The organism is Rhizobium favelukesii (assembly GCF_000577275.2).
GTDB classification, from domain to species: Bacteria; Pseudomonadota; Alphaproteobacteria; order Rhizobiales; family Rhizobiaceae; genus Rhizobium; species Rhizobium favelukesii.
In genome coordinates this window covers 1,424,264-1,448,609 of the sequence record NZ_HG916855.1, presented here as the reverse complement: position 1 = coordinate 1,448,609, position 24,346 = coordinate 1,424,264, and the positions used below count along the sequence as shown (strand labels likewise).

The 24,346-nt window shown below is 59.2% G+C and carries 24 protein-coding genes; 7 read left to right on the top strand and 17 right to left on the bottom strand.

The window, feature by feature from the left end; translation table 11 throughout:
* Positions 1-54 precede the first annotated feature (54 nt).
* Positions 55-987, top strand: a complete 933-nt coding sequence (locus LPU83_RS70325; RefSeq protein WP_024317406.1) for a glycosyltransferase family 2 protein — start codon at positions 55-57, stop codon at positions 985-987.
* Between the two features lie 11 nt (positions 988-998).
* Here the strand turns inward: LPU83_RS70325 and LPU83_RS70320 are convergent, their stop codons facing one another.
* A complete protein-coding gene (locus tag LPU83_RS70320; protein ID WP_024317407.1) occupies positions 999-1,859 on the bottom strand; it encodes a DUF6492 family protein in 861 nt (286 codons plus the stop codon).
* A gap of 17 nt (positions 1,860-1,876) precedes the next feature.
* Positions 1,877-2,656, bottom strand: a complete 780-nt coding sequence (locus LPU83_RS70315) for a WecB/TagA/CpsF family glycosyltransferase (RefSeq protein WP_024317408.1) — start codon at positions 2,654-2,656, stop codon at positions 1,877-1,879.
* 265 nt (positions 2,657-2,921) lie between these two features.
* Here LPU83_RS70315 and LPU83_RS70310 point away from each other — a divergent pair, with 265 nt between their 5' ends.
* Both LPU83_RS70310 and LPU83_RS70305 read left to right on the top strand, forming a co-directional pair.
* Entirely contained in the window at positions 2,922-4,052 is a 1,131-nt protein-coding gene (locus LPU83_RS70310) for a glycosyltransferase (RefSeq protein ID WP_024317409.1), read from the top strand.
* A gap of 57 nt (positions 4,053-4,109) precedes the next feature.
* The gene (locus LPU83_RS70305; RefSeq protein ID WP_024317410.1) at positions 4,110-4,322 is read left to right on the top strand and encodes a hypothetical protein; all 213 of its coding nucleotides are present in this window, start codon (positions 4,110-4,112) and stop codon (positions 4,320-4,322) included.
* A 138-nt stretch (positions 4,323-4,460) separates the two neighbouring features.
* On the opposite strand, the gene kduD is transcribed toward LPU83_RS70305, so the two are convergent.
* From kduD to kduI, 3 genes are read right to left on the bottom strand one after another with little or no spacing between them, the layout of a single operon-like run.
* Entirely contained in the window at positions 4,461-5,213 is a 753-nt protein-coding gene (gene kduD / locus LPU83_RS70300; protein WP_024317411.1) for a 2-dehydro-3-deoxy-D-gluconate 5-dehydrogenase KduD, read from the bottom strand.
* A gap of 7 nt (positions 5,214-5,220) precedes the next feature.
* Entirely contained in the window at positions 5,221-5,559 is a 339-nt protein-coding gene (locus tag LPU83_RS70295) for a cupin domain-containing protein (RefSeq protein WP_024317412.1), read from the bottom strand.
* A 9-nt stretch (positions 5,560-5,568) separates the two neighbouring features.
* Entirely contained in the window at positions 5,569-6,411 is an 843-nt protein-coding gene (kduI, locus tag LPU83_RS70290) for a 5-dehydro-4-deoxy-D-glucuronate isomerase (protein WP_024317413.1), read from the bottom strand.
* 245 nt (positions 6,412-6,656) lie between these two features.
* Between kduI and LPU83_RS70285 the strand changes: the two genes are divergently transcribed.
* Positions 6,657-7,424, top strand: coding sequence for a FadR/GntR family transcriptional regulator (locus tag LPU83_RS70285; RefSeq protein ID WP_024317414.1), 768 nt, complete (start codon positions 6,657-6,659; stop codon positions 7,422-7,424).
* Between the two features lie 67 nt (positions 7,425-7,491).
* On the opposite strand, the gene eglC is transcribed toward LPU83_RS70285, so the two are convergent.
* Genes eglC through LPU83_RS70270 form a run of 3 tightly spaced genes read right to left on the bottom strand, consistent with a single transcriptional unit; the run spans position 7,492 to position 12,042 of the window.
* Positions 7,492-8,928 carry an endo-1,3-1,4-beta-glycanase EglC gene (eglC, locus tag LPU83_RS70280; RefSeq protein WP_040680973.1) on the bottom strand — a complete coding sequence of 479 codons (1,437 nt, stop codon included), beginning with the start codon at positions 8,926-8,928 and terminating at the stop codon, positions 7,492-7,494.
* A gap of 58 nt (positions 8,929-8,986) precedes the next feature.
* Complete coding sequence (locus tag LPU83_RS70275) at positions 8,987-10,294, bottom strand: HlyD family type I secretion periplasmic adaptor subunit (protein WP_024317416.1); 1,308 nt, start codon at positions 10,292-10,294, stop codon at positions 8,987-8,989.
* Positions 10,291-12,042, bottom strand: coding sequence for a type I secretion system permease/ATPase (locus LPU83_RS70270; RefSeq protein WP_024317417.1), 1,752 nt, complete (start codon positions 12,040-12,042; stop codon positions 10,291-10,293). Before LPU83_RS70270 ends, LPU83_RS70275 begins: the two co-directional genes overlap by 4 nt.
* A gap of 685 nt (positions 12,043-12,727) precedes the next feature.
* On the opposite strand from LPU83_RS70270, the gene LPU83_RS70265 reads away from it, so the two are divergent.
* Entirely contained in the window at positions 12,728-13,309 is a 582-nt protein-coding gene (locus LPU83_RS70265) for a L,D-transpeptidase (protein WP_024317418.1), read from the top strand.
* Positions 13,310-13,484: 175 nt separating this feature from the next.
* Here the strand turns inward: LPU83_RS70265 and LPU83_RS70260 are convergent, their stop codons facing one another.
* The 8 genes from LPU83_RS70260 to LPU83_RS70225 all read right to left on the bottom strand — a co-directional run bounded on the left by LPU83_RS70260 (position 13,485) and on the right by LPU83_RS70225 (position 20,284).
* On the bottom strand, positions 13,485-14,336 hold the full coding sequence (locus tag LPU83_RS70260) for a glycerophosphodiester phosphodiesterase (RefSeq protein WP_040680971.1): 852 nt from the start codon (positions 14,334-14,336) through the stop codon (positions 13,485-13,487).
* The gene (locus tag LPU83_RS70255; protein WP_024318581.1) at positions 14,329-14,865 is read right to left on the bottom strand and encodes a TOBE domain-containing protein; all 537 of its coding nucleotides are present in this window, start codon (positions 14,863-14,865) and stop codon (positions 14,329-14,331) included. The genes LPU83_RS70260 and LPU83_RS70255 overlap by 8 nt, the downstream gene beginning before the upstream one ends.
* Positions 14,852-15,193: a helix-turn-helix transcriptional regulator gene (locus LPU83_RS70250; RefSeq protein WP_024318580.1), complete on the bottom strand. Its 342-nt coding sequence runs from the start codon at positions 15,191-15,193 to the stop codon at positions 14,852-14,854. Before LPU83_RS70250 ends, LPU83_RS70255 begins: the two co-directional genes overlap by 14 nt.
* A gap of 338 nt (positions 15,194-15,531) precedes the next feature.
* Positions 15,532-16,035, bottom strand: a complete 504-nt coding sequence (locus LPU83_RS70245) for a GNAT family N-acetyltransferase (protein WP_024318579.1) — start codon at positions 16,033-16,035, stop codon at positions 15,532-15,534.
* 20 nt (positions 16,036-16,055) lie between these two features.
* Positions 16,056-16,934 (bottom strand): carbohydrate ABC transporter permease, encoded by an 879-nt coding sequence (locus LPU83_RS70240; protein ID WP_024318578.1) that lies wholly within the window; start codon positions 16,932-16,934, stop codon positions 16,056-16,058.
* Positions 16,935-16,936: 2 nt separating this feature from the next.
* A complete protein-coding gene (locus tag LPU83_RS70235) occupies positions 16,937-17,827 on the bottom strand; it encodes a carbohydrate ABC transporter permease (RefSeq protein ID WP_024318577.1) in 891 nt (296 codons plus the stop codon).
* Complete coding sequence (locus LPU83_RS70230; RefSeq protein ID WP_024318576.1) at positions 17,824-18,933, bottom strand: ABC transporter ATP-binding protein; 1,110 nt, start codon at positions 18,931-18,933, stop codon at positions 17,824-17,826. The genes LPU83_RS70235 and LPU83_RS70230 overlap by 4 nt, the downstream gene beginning before the upstream one ends.
* A gap of 94 nt (positions 18,934-19,027) precedes the next feature.
* A complete protein-coding gene (locus LPU83_RS70225) occupies positions 19,028-20,284 on the bottom strand; it encodes an ABC transporter substrate-binding protein (protein WP_024318575.1) in 1,257 nt (418 codons plus the stop codon).
* 159 nt (positions 20,285-20,443) lie between these two features.
* Here LPU83_RS70225 and LPU83_RS70220 point away from each other — a divergent pair, with 159 nt between their 5' ends.
* The gene (locus LPU83_RS70220) at positions 20,444-21,238 is read left to right on the top strand and encodes a GntR family transcriptional regulator (RefSeq protein WP_024318574.1); all 795 of its coding nucleotides are present in this window, start codon (positions 20,444-20,446) and stop codon (positions 21,236-21,238) included.
* Between the two features lie 622 nt (positions 21,239-21,860).
* Entirely contained in the window at positions 21,861-22,352 is a 492-nt protein-coding gene (locus LPU83_RS70215) for an HD domain-containing protein (protein ID WP_024318573.1), read from the top strand.
* A gap of 354 nt (positions 22,353-22,706) precedes the next feature.
* On the opposite strand, the gene LPU83_RS70210 is transcribed toward LPU83_RS70215, so the two are convergent.
* Positions 22,707-24,002 carry an MFS transporter gene (locus LPU83_RS70210; protein WP_024318572.1) on the bottom strand — a complete coding sequence of 432 codons (1,296 nt, stop codon included), beginning with the start codon at positions 24,000-24,002 and terminating at the stop codon, positions 22,707-22,709.
* Between the last annotated feature and the right edge of the window lie 344 nt (positions 24,003-24,346).

Sequence of the window (24,346 nt, the reverse complement as noted above, 5' to 3'; positions counted from 1 at the left end):
AGTCGCCCAATGCGGCAAGGCCAACAATCCTTGGCACCGATCGAGGTTTGGATGATGCAGGAAAATAAGGGGGCCGTTGAGGCAGTCGTTTGCATCCCGACGTTCCGTCGGCCGGCATGGCTTGCGCGCACCCTTTCATCGCTCGTCGATCAAGTGACCGATTTTTCTTTCGCCATCGTCGTTGTTGACAACGACGCGGCCAATCCGGCCGGCGCGCGCTATGCCCGCGATTGTCTCGCCAGGGCCAACCTGCCATTCTTGATCCTCACCGAAGAGCGGCAGGGCAATTGCCACGCCATCAACCGAGCATTCGGCGAGGCGATGACGGCCTTTCCCGAGGCCGAGTTTCTGCTGATGATCGATGACGATGAAATGGCGCTGCCTGGCTGGCTTGCAGCAATCGTCGGCACAGCCCGACGCGAGAGCGCCGACATCGTCGGCGGACCAGTCGTCCGCGAGTTCGAAGTGCCAGTATCCGACGCTGTCACCCAGCATCTGCTTTTCGGTTCGATAGAGGGTTCGACACGCGCAATCGATCAGATCCACGGCTCCGGCAACTGCCTGATACGGCGGCGCGTATTTGCCGGCCTTACCTCGCCACTTTTCGATGTCCGCTTCAACTTTCTGGGCGGCGGCGACATGGAATTCTTCACCAGATGCCGCAAAGCCGGTTTCAAGAGCTGGTGGTGCGCCGAAGCCCAGATCCGCGAATTTGTACCGCAGGAGCGCGTTTCGGCCCGCTTTCTGATGAAGCGCTCGCTGCGCACCGGAAGCATCAACTATGTCATCGACCGGATCCACAGCACCTCGGCGATGCGTGTCGTTGCGAAGAACGCCTTAAGCCTTGGTGCAGGCTGCCTGCGATCGATAGCCCTGTTTCTGCGGACCGGGCGGTTGCTGCCGGCAAGTCACCCGCTGCTGGTATCGCTCGGTCGTACCTTGGCAAGCCTCGGGTTCCTGCCGACCCCCTACCGGGCCAACAACTAAACTAGGCTGCGTCAGCCAAGGGCGACCTCGCGGATGACCTCGATTGGCGTGCACGTATGCGACTGAATCGCGATTGTCGTCTGATCTGGCCTCAATCCATCGACGAATGCCGCCAGTCCTGCCCTGTCGAGAGCAGGCCCCTGCCAGTAGGTCAGGCACGGGCTTTGCAAAACACGTTCGTGCCGCTCGGCGAGTTCGGCGTCATTGGCAACAAAGATACCATAGATCAGGTACTCGGAAAAATGCCTGATGCGGGCAAGAGCCTGCCACCACCCAAGGCCGCTTGCTGCTTCGATCCGCTTCACCATCGCCACCACCGTCCGCCGCTCCCAAAGGACCATCTGGCTGATGAAATCATCACCCGGCAGCGCCGGGGCGCTCAGGCCAAGCAGCCGATGCGCATTTTGCCACCAGCGGACATGGCTCGGCCGTGAGCGATTGACGTCCCCCGGCGCTGAATAGTGAGCAAGCTTCGGCGTCGACGCGGTCGCGCTCAGGTCCAGCGGACGGCAGAAGCAATTGTCGGAATCGATGCACATCACCCGCTCGCTCGGCTGCGCCAGCGTCATCGCGATCTTGCGCATCTGCTGCAGGTGCCAGCCATAGATCGGCAGGCGAAGCTGCGGCGCCCACCAGTAACGTCGCCCACGCCATTTCGGCAGTGACCAGAGTGGTGGAAGCAGGCTGGACGAGACAATGACGCGGCGTCTTTTTCCTTCGAAACCGGCGAAAACGTCGGCGTCTTCGTCGCCGATCACGAGGTAGTGCACGTCGTAGCCGGTGACGTATCGATCGATCGAGTCGCAGAGAAGGCGGCAACTGTCGAGGTCACCACGATAGCTCGGTGTGATGAGCGAGATTGAGGAGCCCATATGATCGTCGTTCCCGATCAACGACCTGCAGCGAGAGCCCGCAGTGAATGCCGGAGCATCGCATAGATCGCAACCGGATTGGTTGTCAGATAGCGCTTGGCCAGCCGACGCGGCTCGAGGATCATGCGATACAGCCACTCAAGGCCCATCCTCTGCATCCATTGGGGCGCGCGGCTCTTGCTTCCGGCCAGGAAGTCGAACAGGCCGCCGGAGGTCTTGATCAAACCGACATTGTGCAGTCTGTTGATGTTACGAACGACGAATTGCTGCTCCAGCGGCACGCCGAACCCGATCCAGAGAATATCCGGAGCGGCCGCATTGATTGCCTCGACGACCGCCTCTTCCTCGGCACGGTCGAAGTAGCCGTTGCGCCGCCCGGCGAAACCAAGCCCAGGGTAGGCGTTGGAGATATTCTCGACCGCTCGGGCATTCACCTCTTCGCTGGCACCGAGGAAATAGAAGCTGACACCGGCCTTCGCGGCGCGCTCGGCGACGGCATGCACGAGATCGGTGGTGGCAACACGCTCCGGCAAGGGTTCGGTGGAAGAAAGCCTGGAAAACAGCACCACCGACATGCCGTCGGCATGGATCTGGTCGGCCTGACGTGTCATCGAGCGAAAATTGGCATCGTGCTCGCACAGCGCGATGACATGACCGTTTGCGGAGGTGGAGTAGAAAGGACGCCCGCCGGCGCCCCTTCGCTCGAGCGCCAAGCGAATAAAGGCGTCCGCAGACTCCTCCATGCCGGCCCGCACGATCGGCAGGCTTCCAAGCCGGTTCGTGGGCCATTCATTCATCGAATAGCTGAGACGCGCTGACGCACTACTATGCCTTGCCATTCACGCACCTTCGAAACAGGCATCAGTTTAAGCCCGATCATTAGCTGTTTCGGCGGAAGGTCGCTGTAAAACCTCGCGCTATAGTTAATCCCGCTCCGCACGTGATGGTCGCAGGCGCCCTCCATGAAGACACGCCAGGCATCGAACCTAAAATTGTAAGCCGACCTTTACGAAAAGACGGTATCACCGCGATGTGGCGGCCCGCCCATTCAGAAGGTTCGATATGCTGAAACGTCGCTATCTCGCACTCGTCTCCGACGCCTCCCAGACCTGCGGTGTCGAGGAATTTGCACGGCAGACGGTGTTACGCCTTGCTGAGCGGGCTGATCAGCATGTGCTTGACGACGAAATACGCCGGCTCACGTCATCGCTTGCTGATGTGGACGCCGTCATCGTCAACTTTCCCGTTGTGGCCTGGAAGAAGAAGCTCACGCAGCCGATCGCGGCGGCACTTACGACCCGGCTGCATCGCAAACAGCTTGTCGTGGTACTGCACGAGTGGGACGCTCTGGACTGGAAGCGCCGCCTGGTGTTGGCTCCGGTGGTGATGCTCGCAACACAGATCTTGTTTTCAGCGCCTGAGGTGGCTGCCGAGTTTGCCAGAAGTCCACTGTCTGCCCTGTCAACCAGCCGGCGCGGGGTCATTCCCATCCCGCCGAATCTTGCTCTGCCGACTGTGCTGCATGACGGCTTGGTTGCCCGCACACTCGAGGAGCAGCGCAAGGCAGGGCGGCTCATCCTTGGGCAGTTCGGCTCGATCTATCCCAAGAAGCAATCGACGGCGGTTCTGGAGATTGCCGCGCGCCTGCTGGCACTCGGTCACGACGTCGGCGTCGTGTTCGTCGGATCGTTCATCCGCGGCACCGATAACGTGGAGCGCGATTTTTATGCGCTCGCAGACAAGCTTGGCATTTCGGGTCGGGTCACTGTAACCGGCTATGTTGCCAATGCAGAGGAACTCTTCGGCATCTTCAAGCACGTTGACGTGTTTTGCTATCTCTTCTCCGAGGGGCTGACAGCGCGTCGGGCAAGCGTGCTTGCGGCAAGCTTTTCGGGAAAGCCCCTCGTCGTCAACGCGCCGCGACAGCCTGACGCCGTCGCCCATCATGGGCTGTTTCGCAAGCTGATAGACGGCGGCGCGATACGTCTGGTCGACACACAAGCCGACGCAAATGCTATGGCCGCTGCCGCGTTGGAAGCGAGCCAAAGCCCTGTCGTATCGATTGACGCGAAAGCGGAAGTCGACGCCTTGTGGAATGCCGTCATCGACGCACTTGATGGCGAGAAGGTCATGCATTTGTGCGGTCCCGGCGCCGCGACGGACGCCGGGAATGGGAACAATGGCGCGCGATGATCGTTCTTTTCATCAGCGGCAGATGGGTTGCCGCCCGATGAAAGGACGTGATTAGAGATGGAAATGACGGAGGGCCGCCGGCTTGCGGAGGAATATCTGCGGCTCGGCGGGAAGAGACGCGTCAAGATCGACGATAACCAGCAGACGGTTCGCGCATGGGAGGCGGATCCGCCTGCCGCCGAGCAGTTCTGGCATGATCGCGTAGAGGGTTTGGAAGCACGCCGCCGGAAGGAAGTTGAGTTCTTCCTGCCGTCGATCAACTCCCCGTGACCGGGGAGAAGATGTGAAAGACGCCCTCATTTGCTGGCCCGGATGCTGGCCCGGACAATCGAGCCTGGCCTGGGTTAAACGTGTTGCGCGATGTCAGCGATGGGCACAATCCAAGTAGATCCGCTTCCATCTGCGCGCTCAGCGCGCAAGCCATCCGCCATCCACCGGCAGCACCGTCCCGTGGACATAGTCCGAGGCCTTTGACGCCAGAAACACGGCGGCACCTCCAAGATCTGCCGGATCTCCCCAGCGCCGTGCGGGAATGCGGGCAAGGATGCCGGCGCTGCGCTCAAGATCCTCGCGAAGTGCCACGGTATTGTTCGTGACGACATAGCCAGGGGCGATGGCGTTGACGTTGATGCCTTTGCCCGCCCACTCACAAGCCAGCAGGCGCGTCAATCCGGCTAGCCCGCTTTTTGCCGCCGTATAGGATGGAATGCGAATTCCGCCTTGGAACGACAGCAACGAGGCAATGTTGATGATCTTGCCGTTCCCTCTTTCCAGCATGTGCCGGGCAGCAGCCTGCGACAGGAAGAAGACGGTCTTCAGATTGACGTCCATGACTGCATCCCAGTCGGCTTCCGTGAAATCGATAGCGTCGGCACGCCGGATGATCCCGGCATTGTTGACGAGAATATCGAGCCTGCCGAATGTCGCCACTGTTTCGTCGACAATGGCCTTGACCGGTTCGATCGAACCAAGGTCTGCCTTGATCGCGTGAAACCGTGCACCAAGGGTTTGGACAGTCGCCTGCGTCTCGTCCATGGACGAGCGACCGACAGCGACAATCGAGGCGCCGGCACCTGCCAGCGCCACGGCAATGGCCTGACCGATGCCGGTGTTCGCGCCGGTGACGACGGCGACCTGCTCGGAAAGATCGAACATGGTCATAGGCACCTCATTTGAGGAATTCGGCGCGATGTGGCGTGAACGTATCGATCAGCCGACCCTTGGCAAGAGCCCTGACCCCGTGGACCAGGTCGGAAGGAACGATGAAGCTTCCTCCCTGGTGAAGCGTTTCGGTCCTGCCGTCGATCGTCACCTCGAAGCTGCCTTCCGCAACATAGCTTGCCTGGATGTGCGGATGAGAATGCAGAGCGCCGACGGCGTCCTTTTCGAAGACGACCTCGACCATCATCATTTCAGGCAGATAGGCCATGATGCGACGAGTGACGCCCGGCTCCGGGTTCTTCCACTCGGCACCGTTGCCCGATACGAAAAGATCACTCGCTGTCATACAGCCTCCTCACTTCAGATCTTCGATGGCGACGAGATCGACGTCGGTATAGTCGACATTATCGCCGGCCATTGCCCAGATGAATGTATAGTTCGATGTACCAACACCGGAATGGATCGACCAACCCGGTGACAGAATGGCCTCCTCATTCGCCACGATGAGGTGGCGCGTCTCGTCGGGCTCTCCCATCAGATGCACGACGCGGGCCCTGTCCGGCAGATCGAAATAGAGATAGGCCTCCATCCGCCGGTCGTGAACATGGCAGGGCATGGTGTTCCAGACGGAGCCCGCCGCAAGCGTCGTCATACCGACGACGAGCTGACAGGTCTTTGCGCCTTCGGGGTGAATGAATTGAAAGATCGAACGCTCGTTGCTCGTCGCCTGCGCACCGACATCGAGACGCTTGGCATCGGCGATGCCAATATGCCTGGTCGGGTGGCGCATATGGGCTGGCGCGCTCAGCAGATAGTATTTCGCCGGCTGTTCCGCGCAGGCAGACTCGAACGTGACCGAGGTGCCGAGCCCGGCATACACCATGTCGCGCGTCCCGACCAAGAAGCGCTCGCCATCGACCACGACGGCGCCGGCACCGCCAATGTTGACCGCGATCAGCTCGCGGCGCGCCAGAAGCGCGTCTGTTCCTGCCGGTTTGATCGTTTCCAATGCGAGCGCTTGCGAAGTCGGCATGGCACCGCCGACAATCATGCGGTCGTAGTTGGTGTAGTGAAGCTGGATGCGCCCAGCCACAAATAGCGGCGGCAGCAAGAAATTCTCGCGAAGTTCGCCAGTTCCAAAGCCGGCTGCGGTCTTCGGATCAATCGCGAAACGATTGGTGTCGTCGGTGTGACTCATGATGCCTCCCAGAGCCTTCAGCTGAAGTCATCATACATATTGATCACACTTCGGCAACACATCGTTCTCCATTCATCGGCCAACACATCATCCACATTCACCGACTGCAAAAAAATATTCAACATTTCCAATTCGATAGATCAAGACCCTGTTGTCATCATATTTGTATGATGATTTCGAGAATTGTTGCCTTTTTGCGCCGTTGGCGATATGGTTAAGCACCCTTCACGGAGACGACGATACTCTTGAACTCCATCCCTCCTCAGGTCGATCTCACTGCATCCCGACGGCAGAAGCTCTCCGAACGGATTGCCGCTTCCCTTCGCCAGGACTTCCTTTCAGGCCAGGTCTCCCTTGGCCAGAAGTTGCCGACAGAGACCCAGCTCGCCGGGACCTTCGATGTCAGCAGGACCGTCATTCGCGAGGCAGTCGCAGCCCTGGTGGCCGATGGATTGCTGGAAACCAGGCAGGGGGCAGGTATTTTCGTGATCGGCCATCAGACGTCCGGTCCGATCAAAATTCAGGACAGATCAAGCAACATATCGCACGCATTGAACGTGCTCGAAGTTCGCATCGCGCTTGAAACTGAAAGTGCAGCACTGGCCGCAACCCGCAGAAACGCGTCACAGGAAGCGCAAATCCAGGAGCGCTTTTTCGAATTCGATCGCCTCCTGCAGCTTGGCGAACCGACCGGCCAGGCTGACTTTGCTTTCCACCGATCCGTTGCCGAGGCGACCAACAACCCTTTCTATGTCGAGGTTCTCGATGCGCTCGGCGCGCGCACCATCCCGTGCGACGTAACGTCACCCTATGCAGCGGAAGACGTGCTCTCTTTCAGCTATCAGGCCGGACTACAGCGAGAACATCTTGCAATCCTCAATGCAATTTCTGCAGGCGACGCTGCTGGCGCGCGCGATGCCATGCGCGCTCATCTGTCGGCAAGCCAGGAACGATATCGCGAACGCCTGCGGGATCGGCGAACGCGATACCAAAGCGATATCGAAGCGACCTAACGGATAAAGACGCTCGAATGGCTCGGATTGACTGATGTCATCGTCCTCCTGGCCGGGCTCCGTTCCATTAAATGTGCCAATCGCTGCTCGCGCTGGCTGTGGTGGCGGCGTCCACCGGAGCGTCGCCAAGGGCATATGCCCTGATATAGTCGATATGCATTTCCGAACCATTCGCCAAGCCGTTCAACGGCGTTCCGGCGGAGCCGCCGACGGCAAGGTTGACCAGCATATACATGGGGTCGTGCATGTCCGCGGGCGTATCAGTTTGTGCCACTGCGACGTCATCGAAGTACCATGTGACATGATCTTCGTCCCACAGGACGCCATAATTGTGGAATCCGTCGGTGCTCGGCACCTTGACGGGAAAGGACGTCATCGTATGCGCTCCGTTATGGTCGCTGTGTACCGTGACATTGACCGTGTTGGGGTCCTGCCCGCGCATCTCAACAACATCGAGTTCAGGCGGCCAGGACCCGTCCTCCGGAAGCAGCCAGAACGCCGGCCAGACGCCCTGCTGTGAAGGCATATCGGCGCGGATTTCGAAATAGCCATAGGTCTGGGCAAAGGAGGAATGGGTGTTCAGAAGTCCTGATGTGTAGTCGTAGCCGTCGATCTGCGCCTGGATTGCCTGCGAGGCAGGTTCGGCCGAGATCGTCAGCACGCCATTGTTCACCGAGAACGGATTTGCCGCTGCCGTCGGCGCGTAGGACGGATTGATGTACCACTGCAGCTCGCCGTTTCCGGTCAATGAGCTACCGCGTTCCGGAGCCCACCAGAACTTCGCATCCCATGTGCCCTGATCTCCGCTTCGCAGAGACAGGCTGTTGAACTCGTCATCGAAGGTCAACGCCAGATGTGAGCGGTCGAGCGTCAACTGGAATTGGCTGGCCTGCAGATCGGAGGCATCGGTATTGGCAAAAACGAGGCTCTCGCCACCGCCGAGATCGAGCCGCAGATTGGCGCCCTCCTGCGTGGTATGAGCTAGAACCTGTTGGAAGGACGAAAGCCCATAGCTGTTCAGCCGCACGGTATCGTCGCTGCTGAAATCAACGATCAGGTCGCTGCCGTTGCCCCGGGAGAAGATGAATGTATCGGCCCCACCTCCGCCGATCAGCACGTCATTGCCCGCGGCGCCATCGAGCGTCTGGCTGCCCGAGGCTCCGGAGATGATGTTGTCCTGCGCATTGCCGAAAGCATAGCGCCCGTTGCCGGTGACGGTCAGGTTCTCGAAATTCTCAGGCAGCGTGTAGCTCATCCAGGTGTTGATCGTGTCGATCCCTGCTCCAGGCGCCTCCGCCGCGCGATTTATGCTGGAATAGAGATAATAGATGTCATCGCCAGTGCCGCCGTGCATGGTCACATTGACGGAACTGTCACCCCATATTGAATCGTTGCCGGAGGTTCCGTTCAGCACTGGGCCGGAACCGGTCGCGGAAAACCATGCAGTCGAGGCGCCACTGTAGTACAGCGGTTGGCCGACGGCGTTTTGTATCGACTTTGCCATTATCAACTCCTTCGGGTTTTGATATGTCTCAAGGGTCTTGCTCCTCCCATGGCTGCAACTATTCCTCCCGAAATGCACGGGCCAGCTGGTCCGTGAACGGCTTTGCGAGATAACCGAGTGCTGTGCGCTCGCCGGTCTCGATAAAGGCTTCGACGGGCATTCCAGCAACCGGTGCCAACGCGCCAAGCCTCTGCCATTCGGTTTCAGGCACTGCGACCCGAAGCGTGTAATAGGATTGACCGGAATGTGTGTCCGTCGTCAGGTCAGCGGAGATGGACGCAACGCGTCCCCTCAGTTCCGGCGTCGTCCTGTAACTGAACGCGGAGAACCGCAGGCTGACATCCTTGCCAACAGCGACCTGGTCGACATCCTGAGGCGACAGCTTCAGTTCGGGCGTGAGCACATCGTGATCAGGCACGATCTGCATGATGGCCTCGCCGGGCGAAATCACGGCCCCCGCTGCATGGACGGCGAGCTGGTGAACGATACCGTCTTGCGGCGCTCTGAGGTCGACGTGTCGCAGCTCATCTTCTATCGCAATGCGGCGCTCGGCATATTCGCCGCTGTCGCCCTCGGCCTGTCTGAGCTGCTCGGATACCTCACTTTTATGATCGTCCCCCACCTGGATAATCTGCAGCTCTGTTTCGGCGATCTTGCCCTTGCTTTCGGCAGTCGAGGCAACGAGGCTGCCGAGCTCTCCCGTCAAATCGGCCGCATCACGCTGCAAGGCGTAGACCCGTGTTGCCGGAATGGCTCCCTGTCGAAGCAGCGGCTCAAGGCTTGCGAGTTCCTTGTCGATGATGCCGATCGCTCGGCGTTTGCCGTCCTGCTGGGCCGCCAGACCTTCGGCCTGCTGTTCGAGCTGGCGTACGCGCTCGCGCAGTTGCGCCGTGCGTCCGCGAAGCGATGCGCGGCGGTCATCGAACAATCGCTGCTCGGCGCTCACGAGGGCGGCAGCCTGAGCGGCATCGTTGCCGCTGACGACCGCCGGAAAAGCGATGGTATCATGGCCGTCGCGCTCTGCTGCAAGCCTGGCGGATCGCGCCGCAAGCTCTCTTAGCCGTCGCGATATGATCGCAAGGTTCGCCTTCGTCTGCGTGTCATCGAGATGGACGAGGATCTGGCCAGCCGTGACGCGATCACCGTTGCGGACGAAGACCTGCCCCACGGTACCGCCCTTCTGGTGCTGCACCGGCTTGACATAGCTGTCGACGACAAGTGTTCCCTGCGCGATGACTGCGCCGTTTATGCGGATCGCCGAGGCAAGCCCGCCAAGCACGCCGACAAGGAGGATGCCGGTTGCCAGAGCGAGCAAGGTGAGGCGGCGGATTGCCCGTTCTGTCGATGTCACGGCTGCTCTGATCATGACGACATCTCCCCGCCGGCACGCAGCAGTCGGACGAAGGAGCCGGTGGCAGCGGCTGGCTTTGGCCCGGTCCTTAAAACATCGCCCTTGGCACCGAACGCCTTGGCGCGGCCACCTTCGAGTACCAGCACCTTGTCGACGCCAGACAGCACACTTGACCGGTGGGCAATGACGAGCACCACCCCCTGGCGCGATCGAACACCATCGATCGCCTGCGCCAGCGCCAATTCGCCCTCGACGTCGAGATTGGAATTCGGCTCATCCAGCACGACGAGGAACGGATCGGCGTAGAGTGCCCTTGCCAACCCGATGCGCTGCCGCTGGCCTGCGGACAGGGCCCTGCCCTGCTCGCCGATCCGTGTATCGAACCCTTCAGCGAAGCCGACGATCATGTCGTAGACACCCGCGGCTTTAGCGGCAGCGATGATCAGCGCCGAAGAGGCCTCGGGGTCGAAGCGGGCGATGTTTTCGGCAATCGTCCCGTCGAACAACGAGACGTCCTGCGGCAGGTAACCGATATGGCGGCCGCGCGCCTCCGGCGCCCATTGGGACAGCGACGCACCGTCCAGCCTGATATCTCCGCCAAAGGCTGGCCATAGCCCCACGATAGCGCGCGCCAGCGAAGACTTGCCCGAGGCGCTTGGGCCGACGACACCAACTGCCTCGCCCGCTCTCATCTCGAAAGACAGTCCGCGAATGATCGGCATTTTCGAGCCTGGCGCCCCGAGATGCAGGTTTTCCACCGTCAGTGATTGTCGCGGCGCCGGCAGCGCGACGTCGTGGCGCGTGTCTTCCGTGAGCCGGACGTCCCGGTCGAGCCGCGACCAGGCCTGTCGCGCTGCTGCAAATCCTCGCCAGTGTGCGATGGCAAGCTCGATCGGTGCGAGAGCGCGGCTGACGAGAATGGAGCTGGCAATCATGATGCCGCCGGTGGCTTCCTGGCGAATGACCAATATCGCACCAACCGCCAGCACCGCGGACTGCAGCAGCATGCGCGCGGACCGCGATAGCGTCGACAGCGAGTTGACGAGAGTGGCCGTGCGCAAGTGACTGTCGAGGTGGCGCTGGTTGATCTCAGCCCATCGCGCCGAAAGCATTGCCGCAAAGCCCATTGCGACGACGACTTCCGAATTGCGCCTCGCTGTTTCGGCAAATGCCATCCGTTCTTGAAGGATCGCGACCGTCTGTCTTGTCGGTTCGCGCGACCTGAGCTCGGCAAGCAACGCCAGCCCCGTCAATATCAGGGCGCCAGCTGTGGCCGTTAAGCCAATCCAGCTGTGAAAAAGGAAACACAGCGCAAGATAGAACGGCATCCAGGGCAGATCGAACAATGCCGACGGACCCGGGCCGGACAGGAAGCCACGCACTGTGTCAATATCACGGATTGTCTGCAGCCCATCTCCCGGCGAGGGCTTGCGCGATGCCGACAAGGCGACGGAAAGAAAAGCACGCCCTGAGAAACGCTCGTCAACAGCCCGTCCGACCCGACCGAGCAGCAGCGACCGCGTTAGATCAAGCAGCCACTGGAAGGCGAAGAGAGCAACAACGATGACGGCCAAACCGAAAAGCGTCGGCAGGCTGCGGCTCGGAATGACACGGTCATAGACCTGAAGCATGAAGAACGAACCAGTGAGCGCAAGCACGTTGACGAGGCAACTGGTCACGCCAAGACCCAGAGCGGCGACGCGCAATGACGAAAAAAGGCCAAGCAGAGGTCGCGGCTGTGGAAGGGATTTGACTTCAGACAACTGGGCTCCTTGTGGTCTTAGCGCAGGCGCACCGTTGCCGAAGCGCCGGTGGCCCGAGACATCGAGATAGTTTGCCTAGACTGAGCCAAAAGGGATTGGATGACGACTGCAAAGGGTGGAATCTGTTCCATTGAGCACTAACACACCAAACCAAGCGTTAAGCGCGAAGTCGTAGTCCAGTTACGTCGTCAAACGACTGTCTTCATTCGAGCGCGACAGCGCGATTGCCGGCCAATCTACTAATACGGATGAGCGCATTTCAGGAATTATAAAAAATGCTGGTTGCATTTGCGCTTGGATTTGCGTTTCAGTCTGCGACCTCAAAGGCAGCGCAAGTCTCGTCGAGCGCGGTCCCGTTCATTTGATCTGCGCCGTGCAGCTGATCGGCAAGGAAGAGGCGCTAGCACCGAATGATTGGACAAGTTCCCAGCATTGGATCAAGTATCGCGCTGTATCCCGAAATCTTTGACCAGCAAACGCGCCGCAGGCGTATGGCTAAGAACTTTGCTCAACGCCCGGAGCCGACAATTGGCATCGCTTTGTGAGGTTAGCGAACATCACGCCCTCCAAATGACCGAAACGCGGAAAAGCACTTGAGTATGGCTCCACCGTCAGAACCACGGGTGCCACAATGCCGCCATAGATTTCGAGGCTATCTTTCTTGCAAAACAAGCGGATAGCGGAAATGAAATTCCTGGCTCTATTTGCTACAGCGCTTTTGCTTATCGTCTTTCAGGCGAAGGCTCAGATTTACGGACCGTATGACGACTACGGCGACTACGACTATTATGACCCGTATGGACCATATGGACCGCCGCCGATTTACGACGAGCCAATGCCAGAACGCCAACCACGGATGAGGAGTGGAAGGGGGACAATTGTCATCGCCACGCGGGAGCACACGCTCGTTTATACGACGCCCTGGGGTCAGCAGCTGGCCTATCCGATTGCTGTCGGGCGCGCCGGGAAACGATGGTACGGCACCACACACGTCACGTCGAAGCGCAAGCATCCTGAGTGGCGACCAACGGCTGGCATGCGCCATAAGAATCCCAAGCTGCCGGCCGTCGTGAAGCCGGGCCCGTCCAACCCACTTGGTACGCGGGCCATTTATCTTGCCGACGGCCTATTGCGCATCCATGGCACCAATGATCCCTCTTCTATTGGCACCAATGCATCGAGCGGTTGCTTTCGCATGTACCGAGAGGATGTCGAGGAACTCTACGACATGGTCGGACCGGGAACGCGTGTGATCATCCGGCGGTGACTCGAGGGCAAGGACACCCCTGATCCCTCAAGGTCCAGGACAGCCGCTTTTGGAGCTCGATTGGCAAAGCAAAACCCAGCAAAGCGATCCCGCCGTTGCACGCAACGCGCCAACCTCAATCCGGCGTTTTGTCATCAAAGCTTCATCGTTCTCCACCCTCGCTCCTCGAAGGTTTTCAGGCCTGATCGTCCATCAGAAGCCGTTCCAAACCGACCGGGTCATCCGTCGTGATCTGGTCAGCTTTCAGCTCCAATAGGCGTTTGACACCCGGTAAGGCAGACGGCACGGCCGAGTTGATGGTATAGGCGTCGACGACCCGTCCGGCCTCGTGAAACGCGCCAATCAGGTCATAGCCTGCCTGATCGGCACAGAGCACCAAACGGCGATCGAGATAGATCATCTGCGCGCGTGGCACTGCGCGCAACGTACCGGCAACAAAGCCCGCGAAATCGCGGGTTTCCATCAGCCGCTCCATGGCGCCATCGTGGCACGGGTCGTAGCCGATTGCCATCTCGGGCACAGCCTGCGAGAGCCGCTCGACGGCAGCCGAGTCGCCGCCTGAAAGAATAACCGAACCCACAACAGGGGAAATGGCAGCCGCGAATGCGGCGATGTCTTCGTCGGAAATGGCATCTGCGTTTTCTTTCAGGTCAAGCTGCAGGCCAGCTCTGGGATGTCGGCTGATTTGACCGAGCAGTTGCGCAAGATCCTCAAGCATCATCACCTTGTGCCCACTCGGCGCCCCGAAAGGGTCGCGAAGATAAAGACCTCGCAAATAGGCCTCGGATGCCTCGCGAACCGGACCGGAACCGGTTGTCGCGGCATCAAGCATCTCATCATGCAGTACAGCGAAGCCGTCACCGGCAAAGCGCACGAGATCGATCTCCACGCTGGCGCCGAGTTCCATGCCATCGACGATACGTTCGCCCGTGAAGGAAATGTCGCCGGCAAAGCGGTGTCCTCGGTGCCACTTCAGCCAGGTGCGATGCCCGGCGCTTTCAATCGCAATTCCGCGGTCCTCAAGCATGCCCAAACACCCGATTGTTCTGTCGTGCCGCTATCGCACCGGACTCGTGAATGAGCCGGTTGTCCCAGAACGCCCTGAAGGCAGAGGCTACCGGCTCCACTGACGCGCCCTTCGCCAAGGCGCTGTTGCTTGATGTCATTGCTTTCACCCTCGTTGCGTCGGCAAGATCAACCTCGACGATCGTATGGGTACCAAAATCGATGCTGCGATGAACGATGCCGCCACCCATCCCCTTCGCCGCGACAAGCGACAGCGCTTCCGGTCGAACGGCAAGCACCACGTCCCCGTCTGCGACCGGAACGGAAAGCGCAAAGGCTGCATGCCGGCTGACACCACCCCTCACAGTCGTTCGAATGAAGTTCATCGAGCCGATGAAGCCGGCGACGAATTCGATCTCTGGCTCGCCGTAGATGCGATCGCGCGGCGCGATCTGTTCGGTGCAGCCATCGCGCATCACGACGATCCGGTCGTCGAGCGCCAGCGCTTCATCGACGTAGCACTCTGACGGATGGCGTTTAGAAATTGTCATTCAGCGCACTGTCTTGCCTTGCCCGTTTTGGCGATCGTGCGCTCTCAAGGGACTTTCCTTCTTGGTCGGTTTCGGGATCGCCCACGTGAAAGAACTGATCTACCAAGCCGAATACCCAAAGCATGGCGGCATAGACGGCGATGCTCGTGGATGCCTTCCCTTTTTCAGCAGCAGACACCACATGTCTGTCGGCGCCAATTTTGTCGGCCACCTCCTGCAACGTCATATTCCTCCGAATACGCGCGGTTCTTAGATTTGCGCCGAGCGTCGTCAACGATTGCTCAACGGCATAAGGCGGAGCCATGGTCACCGTGCTTCTACGGGTCATGGTGCATTAATCCTCCCTTATCCGACCTAATGGTAATTAAAAGCACCATAGCACTTCCTCAAACACTGTCATGGTAGTTTAAAGCGCCTCTATCTCGTTTAATGGTGACGTTATCTACCATCGCGCTTCTGAAAATCTTTGACCATATCAGGTGCCAACTCCGCAGCCGAAAATGAACGCCCTCTGGGAAGATCGTTGATTTGCACGGAGAACGTCCTTGACTAGATGCTCTCTCCTTTGAGTGACGTTGCAGCAAACATCACTTTGGCACACTGCGATGCCGTCGGGAGGTGGCGTCCACTCCATTGGTTCTCAATGCAAATCAACAGTCAGCAGGCCTAGACGTGCGATTCCGAGATTTCGTCTGGCTCGGCCTCGGCCAACATGCCGCGATAGATTCCGGGAATGGATCCCTCGATTGGCACGGCACCGACGCTCCGGCGGTAGAAATCCATGGGTCCAGCACCCCCGATGACGCCATAAGCGTAGCCCTGCGCATACATGTCGAGGAGCGTCGTCAGGAGTAACGCATGGCCCGCACCTTGGCCGCGGGCTGCGCTATCGACGCCAGTTGGCCCGAAGAAGCCCTTTGCCGTCGCCTCGTGGCAGGCAAAACCGATCAGCGTGCCATTCTGGATGGCGACGAAGCATGTCGGCGGCTGCCGCATGACGGCAGCCGTGGCCTCGGACGACCATCCGACACCGAAGCGCGGGGTAATCCAGTCGGTCAAGGCCTTCAGCTCCGGCGGCAGAACGCGACGGATGGTGATGCCTTGGCGTTCCATTCTCGCATCAAGGGCGGCGTCCGGCTTGAGATCGTAGAGCTTGACGAGCATATCCATGATTTCGTTCCTTTCGATCTTCAGCCCTTGACGGCACCGGCGGTCAGCCCGGCGACGATGCGCCGCTGGAAAACGAGCACGACTGCGATCAGCGGCAGTGTCACGGTGACGGACGCTGCCATGATCTGTCCAAAAGGATATTCATAACGGTTGGTGCCCGCGATTAAGCCGATCGCCACCGGCACCGTGCGGTTTTCGTCCGTCAAGGTAAACGTGAGGGCAAAGAGGAATTCATTCCAGGCGAGGATAAAGGCGAGGATGCCGGTACTTGCGAGCGACGGTCCCATCAGTGGAAGCAATATCTTCAGAAGAATGCGCAGATGCGAGCAGCCGTCGACAATCGCTGCCTCCTCCAGTTCGCGTGGAAACTCGCGGATAAAGGTGGTGAGGATCCAGGTCGTAAACGGCACGGTCGACAGCAAATATGTCAGCACGAGCGCGCTTGGCCGGTTGAAGAGCCCGAGCCAGTTGATGAGCTCGAACATCCCCGAAAGCACGACCACCTGGGGAAAGATCGAGATCATCAAGATGACCATCAGCACCGCCCGGCGCTGCGGGAAGTCGATCCGCCCGAGCGCGTAGGCTGCGCTGACGCCAATCACCAGAGACAGGAAGGTCGTCGCAACCGCCACATAGGCGGAATTCAGCAGCGAACTCATAAAGACCGGATTGTCGATCAACTGCCGATAATAGGTGAAATCGAGTGCCGGCAGGAGAACGGACCGGTAAAGCGCTGCCCCCTGCTTCGTCGATGAAACGAAGGCCCAGTAATAGGGAAACAGCGTGTAGATGAGGACAAGGAACAGCGCGAATATCTGCAAACCGCGCAGTACGCGGCGCCGCAGCCTGTAATAGGCGCTGGATTTGCGGACCGGGAGGGGAAGCGCCAGATCGGTCATTGTCAATGCCCCGCCGCCTTATCGAGCCGCAATGCACCGATGATGATGATCGCCACCAGAGCCACCAGCAGGAAGACCCAAGTCGAGGCAGACGAGCCGACTCCGAGTTCCTGGAAGCTGATCAGCCGGTCGCGGGCATAGATGGATACTGTCATGACCTTTTCGTTGCTGCCGGCAAGCACATAGGAAAGGTCGAACATGCGTAGCGCATCGAGTGTGCGAAACAGGACCGCAACACCGATCGCAGGCCTCAGCATCGGAAGGGTGATGGACCAGAATCGCTTCCAGGCTGGAATGCCATCAACTTCGGCGGCCTCGAAGATCTCCTGGGAAATCATCTGCAGACCCGCGAGGATCAGCAGCACCATGAACGGGGTCGTCATCCAAACGTCGATAAAGATCACCACCCCCATAATAAGCGAACTGCTCGCCGTCCAGGCCACACCATGATCTATGAAGCCAAGTGCCACCAGGATCTTGTTGATGACGCCGAACTGGTCATTCAGCATCCATTCCCAGATTCTGGTAGCAACGACCACAGGGATGGCCCAGGGCACCAGGATCGCGGCGCGGGCAAGTCCACGGCCGGGGATGGCCTCGTTGATCAGGAGCGCGATCGCAAGGCCCAGCACCGTCTCGATCGCAACCGAAACAACGGTGAAGATCAGTGTATTCCTGACGGCGAGCCACCAGCTGTGGTCGTTGAAGACCTCGATGAAATTGTCGAGGCCGACCATTGAATAGACGCTGGGATCGTCGAGATAAGCGTCGGTAAAGGCAAAGAAGAATGTCCGTCCCAGCGGCCAAACGGCGACCACCAGCATGGCGATGATGACTGGCAAAAGGAAGAGCCAGGCGGCACGGTGATCGCGGCGGGCGAGGCGCGCGCTCATCGTATCGCTCTCCTAAACCCTGGCGGTTCCGCCGTCTGGCCAAGTCGCCTACCGTCGGCGGCAAAGAGAAATACCGCCTGATCATCGAAGGAAAGCGCGACCGGCTGGCCGATTGTCTCCGCAGCCGGAGCTGCCGCGAGGCGGATGACCCAGAGCGCCTCACCGGCGATCCGGCAATAGGCGAAGTGTTCGTGACCCAGGTCCTCGACGCGTTCGAGCACGCAGTCGAGACGGCCCTTTCCGGTTGGCACGATGCGCACGGCCTCCGGCCGGACGCCGATCTCGGCAATCGGTTCTCCATCGCCAGCCTTCGGCGACAGCGACAGGCCGCCTTGACCGATGACGCTTGCGCTATTGTCGCCTGTCTGCGTCGCGATCGGGAGAAAGTTCATGCGAGGGCTGCCGATAAAGCCGGCGACGAAACGATTGTCGGGCCGATGATAGAGCTCCGAGGGCGTGCCGATCTGCTCGATCCGGCCATGATTGAGGACGACGATCCGGTCGGCAAGCGTCATCGCCTCGGCTTGGTCGTGCGTGACATAGATCATCGTCGTCTGGAGATCGCCATGCAGCTTGGCGATCTCCATCCGCATTTCCATTCTGAGGTCCGCATCCAGATTGGAAAGCGGCTCGTCGAAGAGAAAGATATCGGGCTGCCGGACCAGCGCCCGGCCGATGGCGACGCGTTGGCGCTGGCCTCCCGACAACTCCCGCGGTCGCCGATCAAGAAGATGGTCGACCTTCAGCATGCGGGCGACCGATTGCACCTTCTGCGCAATTGCGTCGCGGCGGATGCCCATCGTTTCCAGCGCAAAGCCGATATTCCGGGCGACGCTCATATGTGGGTAGAGCGCATAGGATTGAAAGACAAAGGCAACGCCACGCTTCGAGGCTGGGACGTCGGTTACGTCGTCGCCGCCAATCCTGACCGTTCCAGAGGATGCGGAGATCAGCCCCGCCACGATGCGAAGGAGCGTTGACTTCCCGCATCCGGATGGGCCGACGAAGACGATGAACTCGCCATCGTCGATCTTCAGATCCACATTATGAATGACACTCTGTGTTCCGAAACTCTTCGAAACAGACTCCATCGAAACCGATGCCATTTTTCACCTTGGCTTGCGCATAGGGGCACGGCCGGCGCAGCGCCGGCAGCGAAAAACGAGGGAGCCTTGAGGTCGCAGCCCCCTCGCCTTGCCATCAGCGGCTCTCTTTGAGCTTTTCCAGGCGTTTTGACAGCGACGCAAAGCCCTCCTTCGGGTCGCCGCTGCCCGATAGCATGTCGTGGGTGGAGCGATAGAAGGCTTGTGAGACGCGGTTGTAACTGGTTCCGGTGTAGCCTGACGGACGTACGGCGCTATCGGCAAAAGCCTGCTGGTTGTCCTTCAGGAAGGGGATCTTTTCCAATACGTCCGGGTCACTGTAGAGCGACTGGATGGAGGGGTTGAGGGTAGCCTCGACAGCGCGCATCTTCTGCATGTCCGTGCCGGTGATGAAGTTCACGAAGTCGGCTGCGACTTGCGGCTTGGCGCTGTATTTCGAGACGCCGTAATACATCGGCCCGAGGCAGCCGCTGGACTTCTGCCCGTCCTTGCCGACCGGAAGCGGCATGACGCCGACCTTGTCGATGACCGAGCTGCCTTCCTTGTGGGAGGTGCCCCAGACATAGGGCCAGTTGCGGTGGAATACGGCATCGCCGGATTCGAAAACGGCGCGTGATGCCTCTTCGTCATAGTTCAACACGCCTTCCGGGCTGATCGAACCGATCCACCCCTTCGCCTTTTCGATGGCTTCGGCGGCCTGCGGGTTGTCGATCGTCACCTTGCCGTCATCGGCGATAATGGTCCCACCGCCATTCGATGCGATCAGCTCGATTGCGTCGCAGGTCAGGCCTTCATAGCTCTTCGCCTGCCAGGCATAGCCCCACATCTTGTCATTGCCGGCAGCCCGCTCCTTTTCCTGAATTTCCTTTGCCGTGGCGGCAAGCTCGTCCCAGGTCTTCGGCGGCTGCTTGCCGTATTTCTCCAGAAGGTCCTTGCGATAGAACATCAGGCCGACGTCCATATAAGCGGGCATGGCGACGAGATTGCCGTCGAGCTTTGCGGCATTCAACGTCGAGGCGAAATGCTTGTCCTGGTCGGCCTGCGGGACCATCGATTTCAGATCCAGGAGGTTCGCCTTGAACATCCCGAGCCAGATTACGTCGAGGAACAGAACGTCGATGTCCTTCGACTTTGCCGCCAGCAGTTGCTGATAGATCGGGATCGCATCGTCCAGCAGAGCCGGCATCTTGTTGATCTTCGCTTCATTGCCGGTCTTCGCCTTCCAGGCGTCGGCGACCTTGGTGCAAAGTTCGAATTCAGTGGGTGCGCAGAAGACGGAGATGGTTTCCGCATGTGCCGCACCAGCCCACAGGCCGGCATAGACTGCAGCCGCAGCGAGGCATTTCTTCAACATGAGCTGTTCCTTGTCTTTATCACACTTGCATTGTGGGGAACTCTGTGGCTCCTGAACCCAATAGGACTGGTTATGACCAGTCATGTCAACTGGACTCTGCTTCGATTGCAAGCAAAGATGCAAAGTCGGATAAATCAGTGTCGAGGCGGAGAGCGTAGCGTGACGACGCGTCAGCGGGAAAGAGCGACGGAAAGGCATGCGGCAATTGATCGGGCCGACCCTCGCCCGCTCCACCAGCAGGTCTATGAAGATCTGCTGGCATCGATCCGCGATGGGAAAGTGCCGTTACGCGGCAAGCTGCCGTCAGAGCGCGAACTCGTTTCGCTTTACGATGTCAGTCGCATCACCGTGCGGCATGCCGTTCGCGAGCTGATACGCCAGGGCGTTGTTCGCAGCCAGCCGGGCAAGGGCTTGTATGTGGCGGAAAATGGCAAAGGATTTGAACTCGAGGTTCTGCGAAGCTTTACGAGTACGGCGCTAGCAAGTGGCCGTGTGCCAGGACATCGCCTTCTCAGGCTGGAAGTGGTGAAAGCATCCCTCGAGATCAGTCGGCCGCTGTTTCTTGCGCCAGCATCAAATGTGATCGTGCTGTCTCGTCTGCGCTTGTTGGACGGCGTGCCGGTCGTCCTGCAGACCGACTGGGTACCGGCTTCCCGCGCGCCGGGCTTGACAGACCTGGACTGGTCGGTCGCAAACCGTTCGCTTTATGCCGAATTGCGAGAAATCTACGGGATCCAGCCTCGGCGTGGACAAACGACGTTGAGCGCGCGTTTGGCGAGTGAAAGTGAAGCTGAGATGCTGGAGCTTCCTCGGCCGGCCGCCGTACTCACTGTCGACCAGATCGCCTTCGACGAGCGCGACCGGCCAATCAACATGACGGCACTTGTCCATCATCCCGACCGTTACCCACTGACGCTGCTGCAGTCGGCGACGGGCGACTTCCGCGAATATTAACAGGGCTATCGATGCGTGTCCGGCGCTGACTATGACGCGGCCGCAGCAAGGAACGACGCAGAAAACCGGGCCAGTGGCTGCAAAGTCAAGCGAGCCTCTCGATTTCCAAAGCAAGCCGCCGCGAGATGGCAGGTTATGTCAGGGAGGAGGACCGCCCGGCAAGACTGGAGAAGTCGGCACACTCTTGAAGGAGCGGGGCCGGACGGTTGTCTTTGAAACTTGAAGCCGGCCTCTTTGTTCCGTCGATCTAAAAAGAGTTTAAAAACGGCCCGTTCGATGTCGAAAACGCCGCTCGAACGCAGGTCGACGAACTATTTTCTCGGAATACCGCGCGCAGGAACGTTGCCGGGTCGGCGCACACTCCTGTTTAAGAAAACGTGGGAATTCATTGTTTTTGCTGATGAGCGCTTTCAGCTAGTGCAGCGACACATAGTGGCATTTGCGATGGCTTCAAGCTCGGTGATCCTCACCAGAAGAGCCGCAGCTTAGACGCGGCGGGCGAGACCGTCGGAAGGGTGAGGAAGAGACAGACTATCGCCCCAGGATTGCAGATAATCCTTAAAAAAATCGATTGGAACTTCAAGCGTTTCCTCTCGTTTCCTGTTCGCGGAGGTGAAGCGCCATGCCCGTCGGTTCACGCGAATGGATCAACGAACACGATCATCGTGCGGCGTCCGATCTCCTCAAGGCCGTCAAGATCGCCTTCAAGGCCCACTCTGGACAAACCGACAAGGCAGGTGAGCCGTATTTTTCCCATTGCAAGCGCGTTGCCGACGCTGTCGAAGGAGATGACGAACGCATTGTCGGCTTCCTGCATGATGTTGTGGAAAAAGGAGACGGTTGGCCCCTCGAGCGACTGGCACAGGCTGGCTTCAGCACAGAAATTGTTCAAGCCGTCGATGCGCTGACACGACGCCCCGAAGAGACAGATCAAGAATTTGTCACGCGCGCTGCCGAAAACAGGCTTGCGCGTTCCATCAAGGTTGCCGACCTCAGAGACAATCTCGCGCAGGCCCAAAAGGTGGGTGCCGACACTTCCAAGTATGAGGAAGGTCTTCAAATCATCGAGATCATGGAGGCGGATCCGAACGTCGCCGGAACAGGTCGTTCCTGAACGAGTTCCTTCGTCATAACATGGAGGAATTCCCCATGATCGAACAAACCAACCCCGCACCCCGGTGCAACCCAGAGCAGAAGCAAGCCGATCAGCGCGACCGTTCGCCAGATCCTTTTCGAGCCCTTTCCGGTCTCGATTGCGATTGGCACGGTATCAATGTGACGCACGGATCCGCAGGAGACTGAAAAGGTAAAGGCTGGATCCCTCTCGCAAAGGCGCTGGCGGTCACTGGCGTTTCCACTCGTTTATGCCGTCCGCAGTCGGTCGTGCGGATCGGCGAGCGTTTATCCGGGCCATCGCTCTCTCGAACCGTTGATCCAAGAAAGCTTGATCGTCCCGAACCTCCATTCATCAGACCCTGGCTTTGAGGTCGTGAGACGTCGCCTGGCGGCCCAAAGTTCGCCCTATGATCAGGACGAGAAGCGCAGCTGCGGCCAGGCAGACAGCGAGGAAAAACATCGGCGCGATTGTGCTACCCGTTGCGTCTTTGATCCAGGGCACGACGTTCTGCGCTACGAACCCTCCGAGATTCCCCACCGAGTTGATAGCAGCCAATCCCGCTGCTGCTCCCGCCCCGCGAAGGAAGCGCGACGGCAGGCTCCAAAACACTGGCTGCCCAGCAAAGATTCCGGCTGCCGCCAAACATAGAAGCAGAAATTGCACGACATGGTTCGGGATAACTGCGGACAGCAAAAGGCACACGGCGCCCACAAGTGCCGGGATGACAATATAGGGCGTCTTCGATGCTGCACGGTCAGCTGCGGATGGCACGACATAAAGAGCAATGGCGACCAGAACCCAAGGAATGATATTTAGGAGGCCATTTGTCGTGTTGCTGACGCCAAAGCCCTTTACAATGGTTGGGAGCCAGTAGCTCAGACCATAGGCTGCGAGGGGAAACCCGACGTAGCAGAGCGACATCAACAACACATGCGGATTGATCAGCGCCTTGAATCCGTCGCCAGCAGACGCCTCCATGCCGGAATTCTCTCGTGCGAGACGATCTTTCAGCCAAGCCTGTTCCTCAGCCGTGAGGAACTTCGCGTCCGCGGGTCTGTCGGCCAAGTAAAATAGAGTGACAACGCCTGCGATGACCGCCGGTATTCCCGTTGCGATGAAGACCCATTGCCATCCCGCAATCCCGTACAGTCCGTCCAGATCCAGCAGCACGCCTCCCAAAGGAGCGCCAACTGCATTGGCGATCGCACTGAAGATCATAAACAATCCGACCATTGTGCCGCGATAGGCAGAGGGGTACCAAAGCGTCAGAAGATAAAGCACGCCGGGAAAGAAGCCGGCCTCACAGGCGCCCAGCAAGAAGCGAAGAATGTAGAACATCGTAGCGTTCTGCGTATAGGCGAGCGCGATCGTGACCGCGCCCCAGGAAATGAGAATGCGGGCAAACCACTTGCTGGCGCCAAATTTGTCGAGAAGCAGATTGCTCGGGACCTCAAATATGAAATATCCGACGAAGAATAGAGAAGCCCCCAGCCCATAGGCGTATTCGGTCATTCCAAGCGCCCCGACCATATCAAGCTTGGCGAAGCTCACATTCTGGCGGTCGATGTAGGCGATCAAATATAAAACGCCGAGAAACGGCATGAGCCGCCAGGTGATTTTCGAAATAAGTTGTTTCTCCACAATCACGCAGTTTTCTCCCTTTCCAAAGAGCGACATAGCCAAGATAGAGCGCTGGCGCGTATATCAACCAAAAAGCGTGGGGAGTTGGCGCGACAATCCGATACGCAGGCGCTCCTATACCAAAGGACGGCGTTGCGTGACGGCGCGGCTTCGGAGGCGAAGCCGGCATTCCAGAGCTGATTGGGATGATCGTTTGTCTTGGATGACCGGCCGCGACCCGATCGGATCACGGTTTGAGCCAGCTGTTTTGCGACGTATCTGGTTCTCCGGCGCCATGTTTGACACGGGGGGTGCCGTTCTCGCCTGTTTGCTACCAGCGCTTCCTTGGGTTCGCCACGAATCTGCACGCG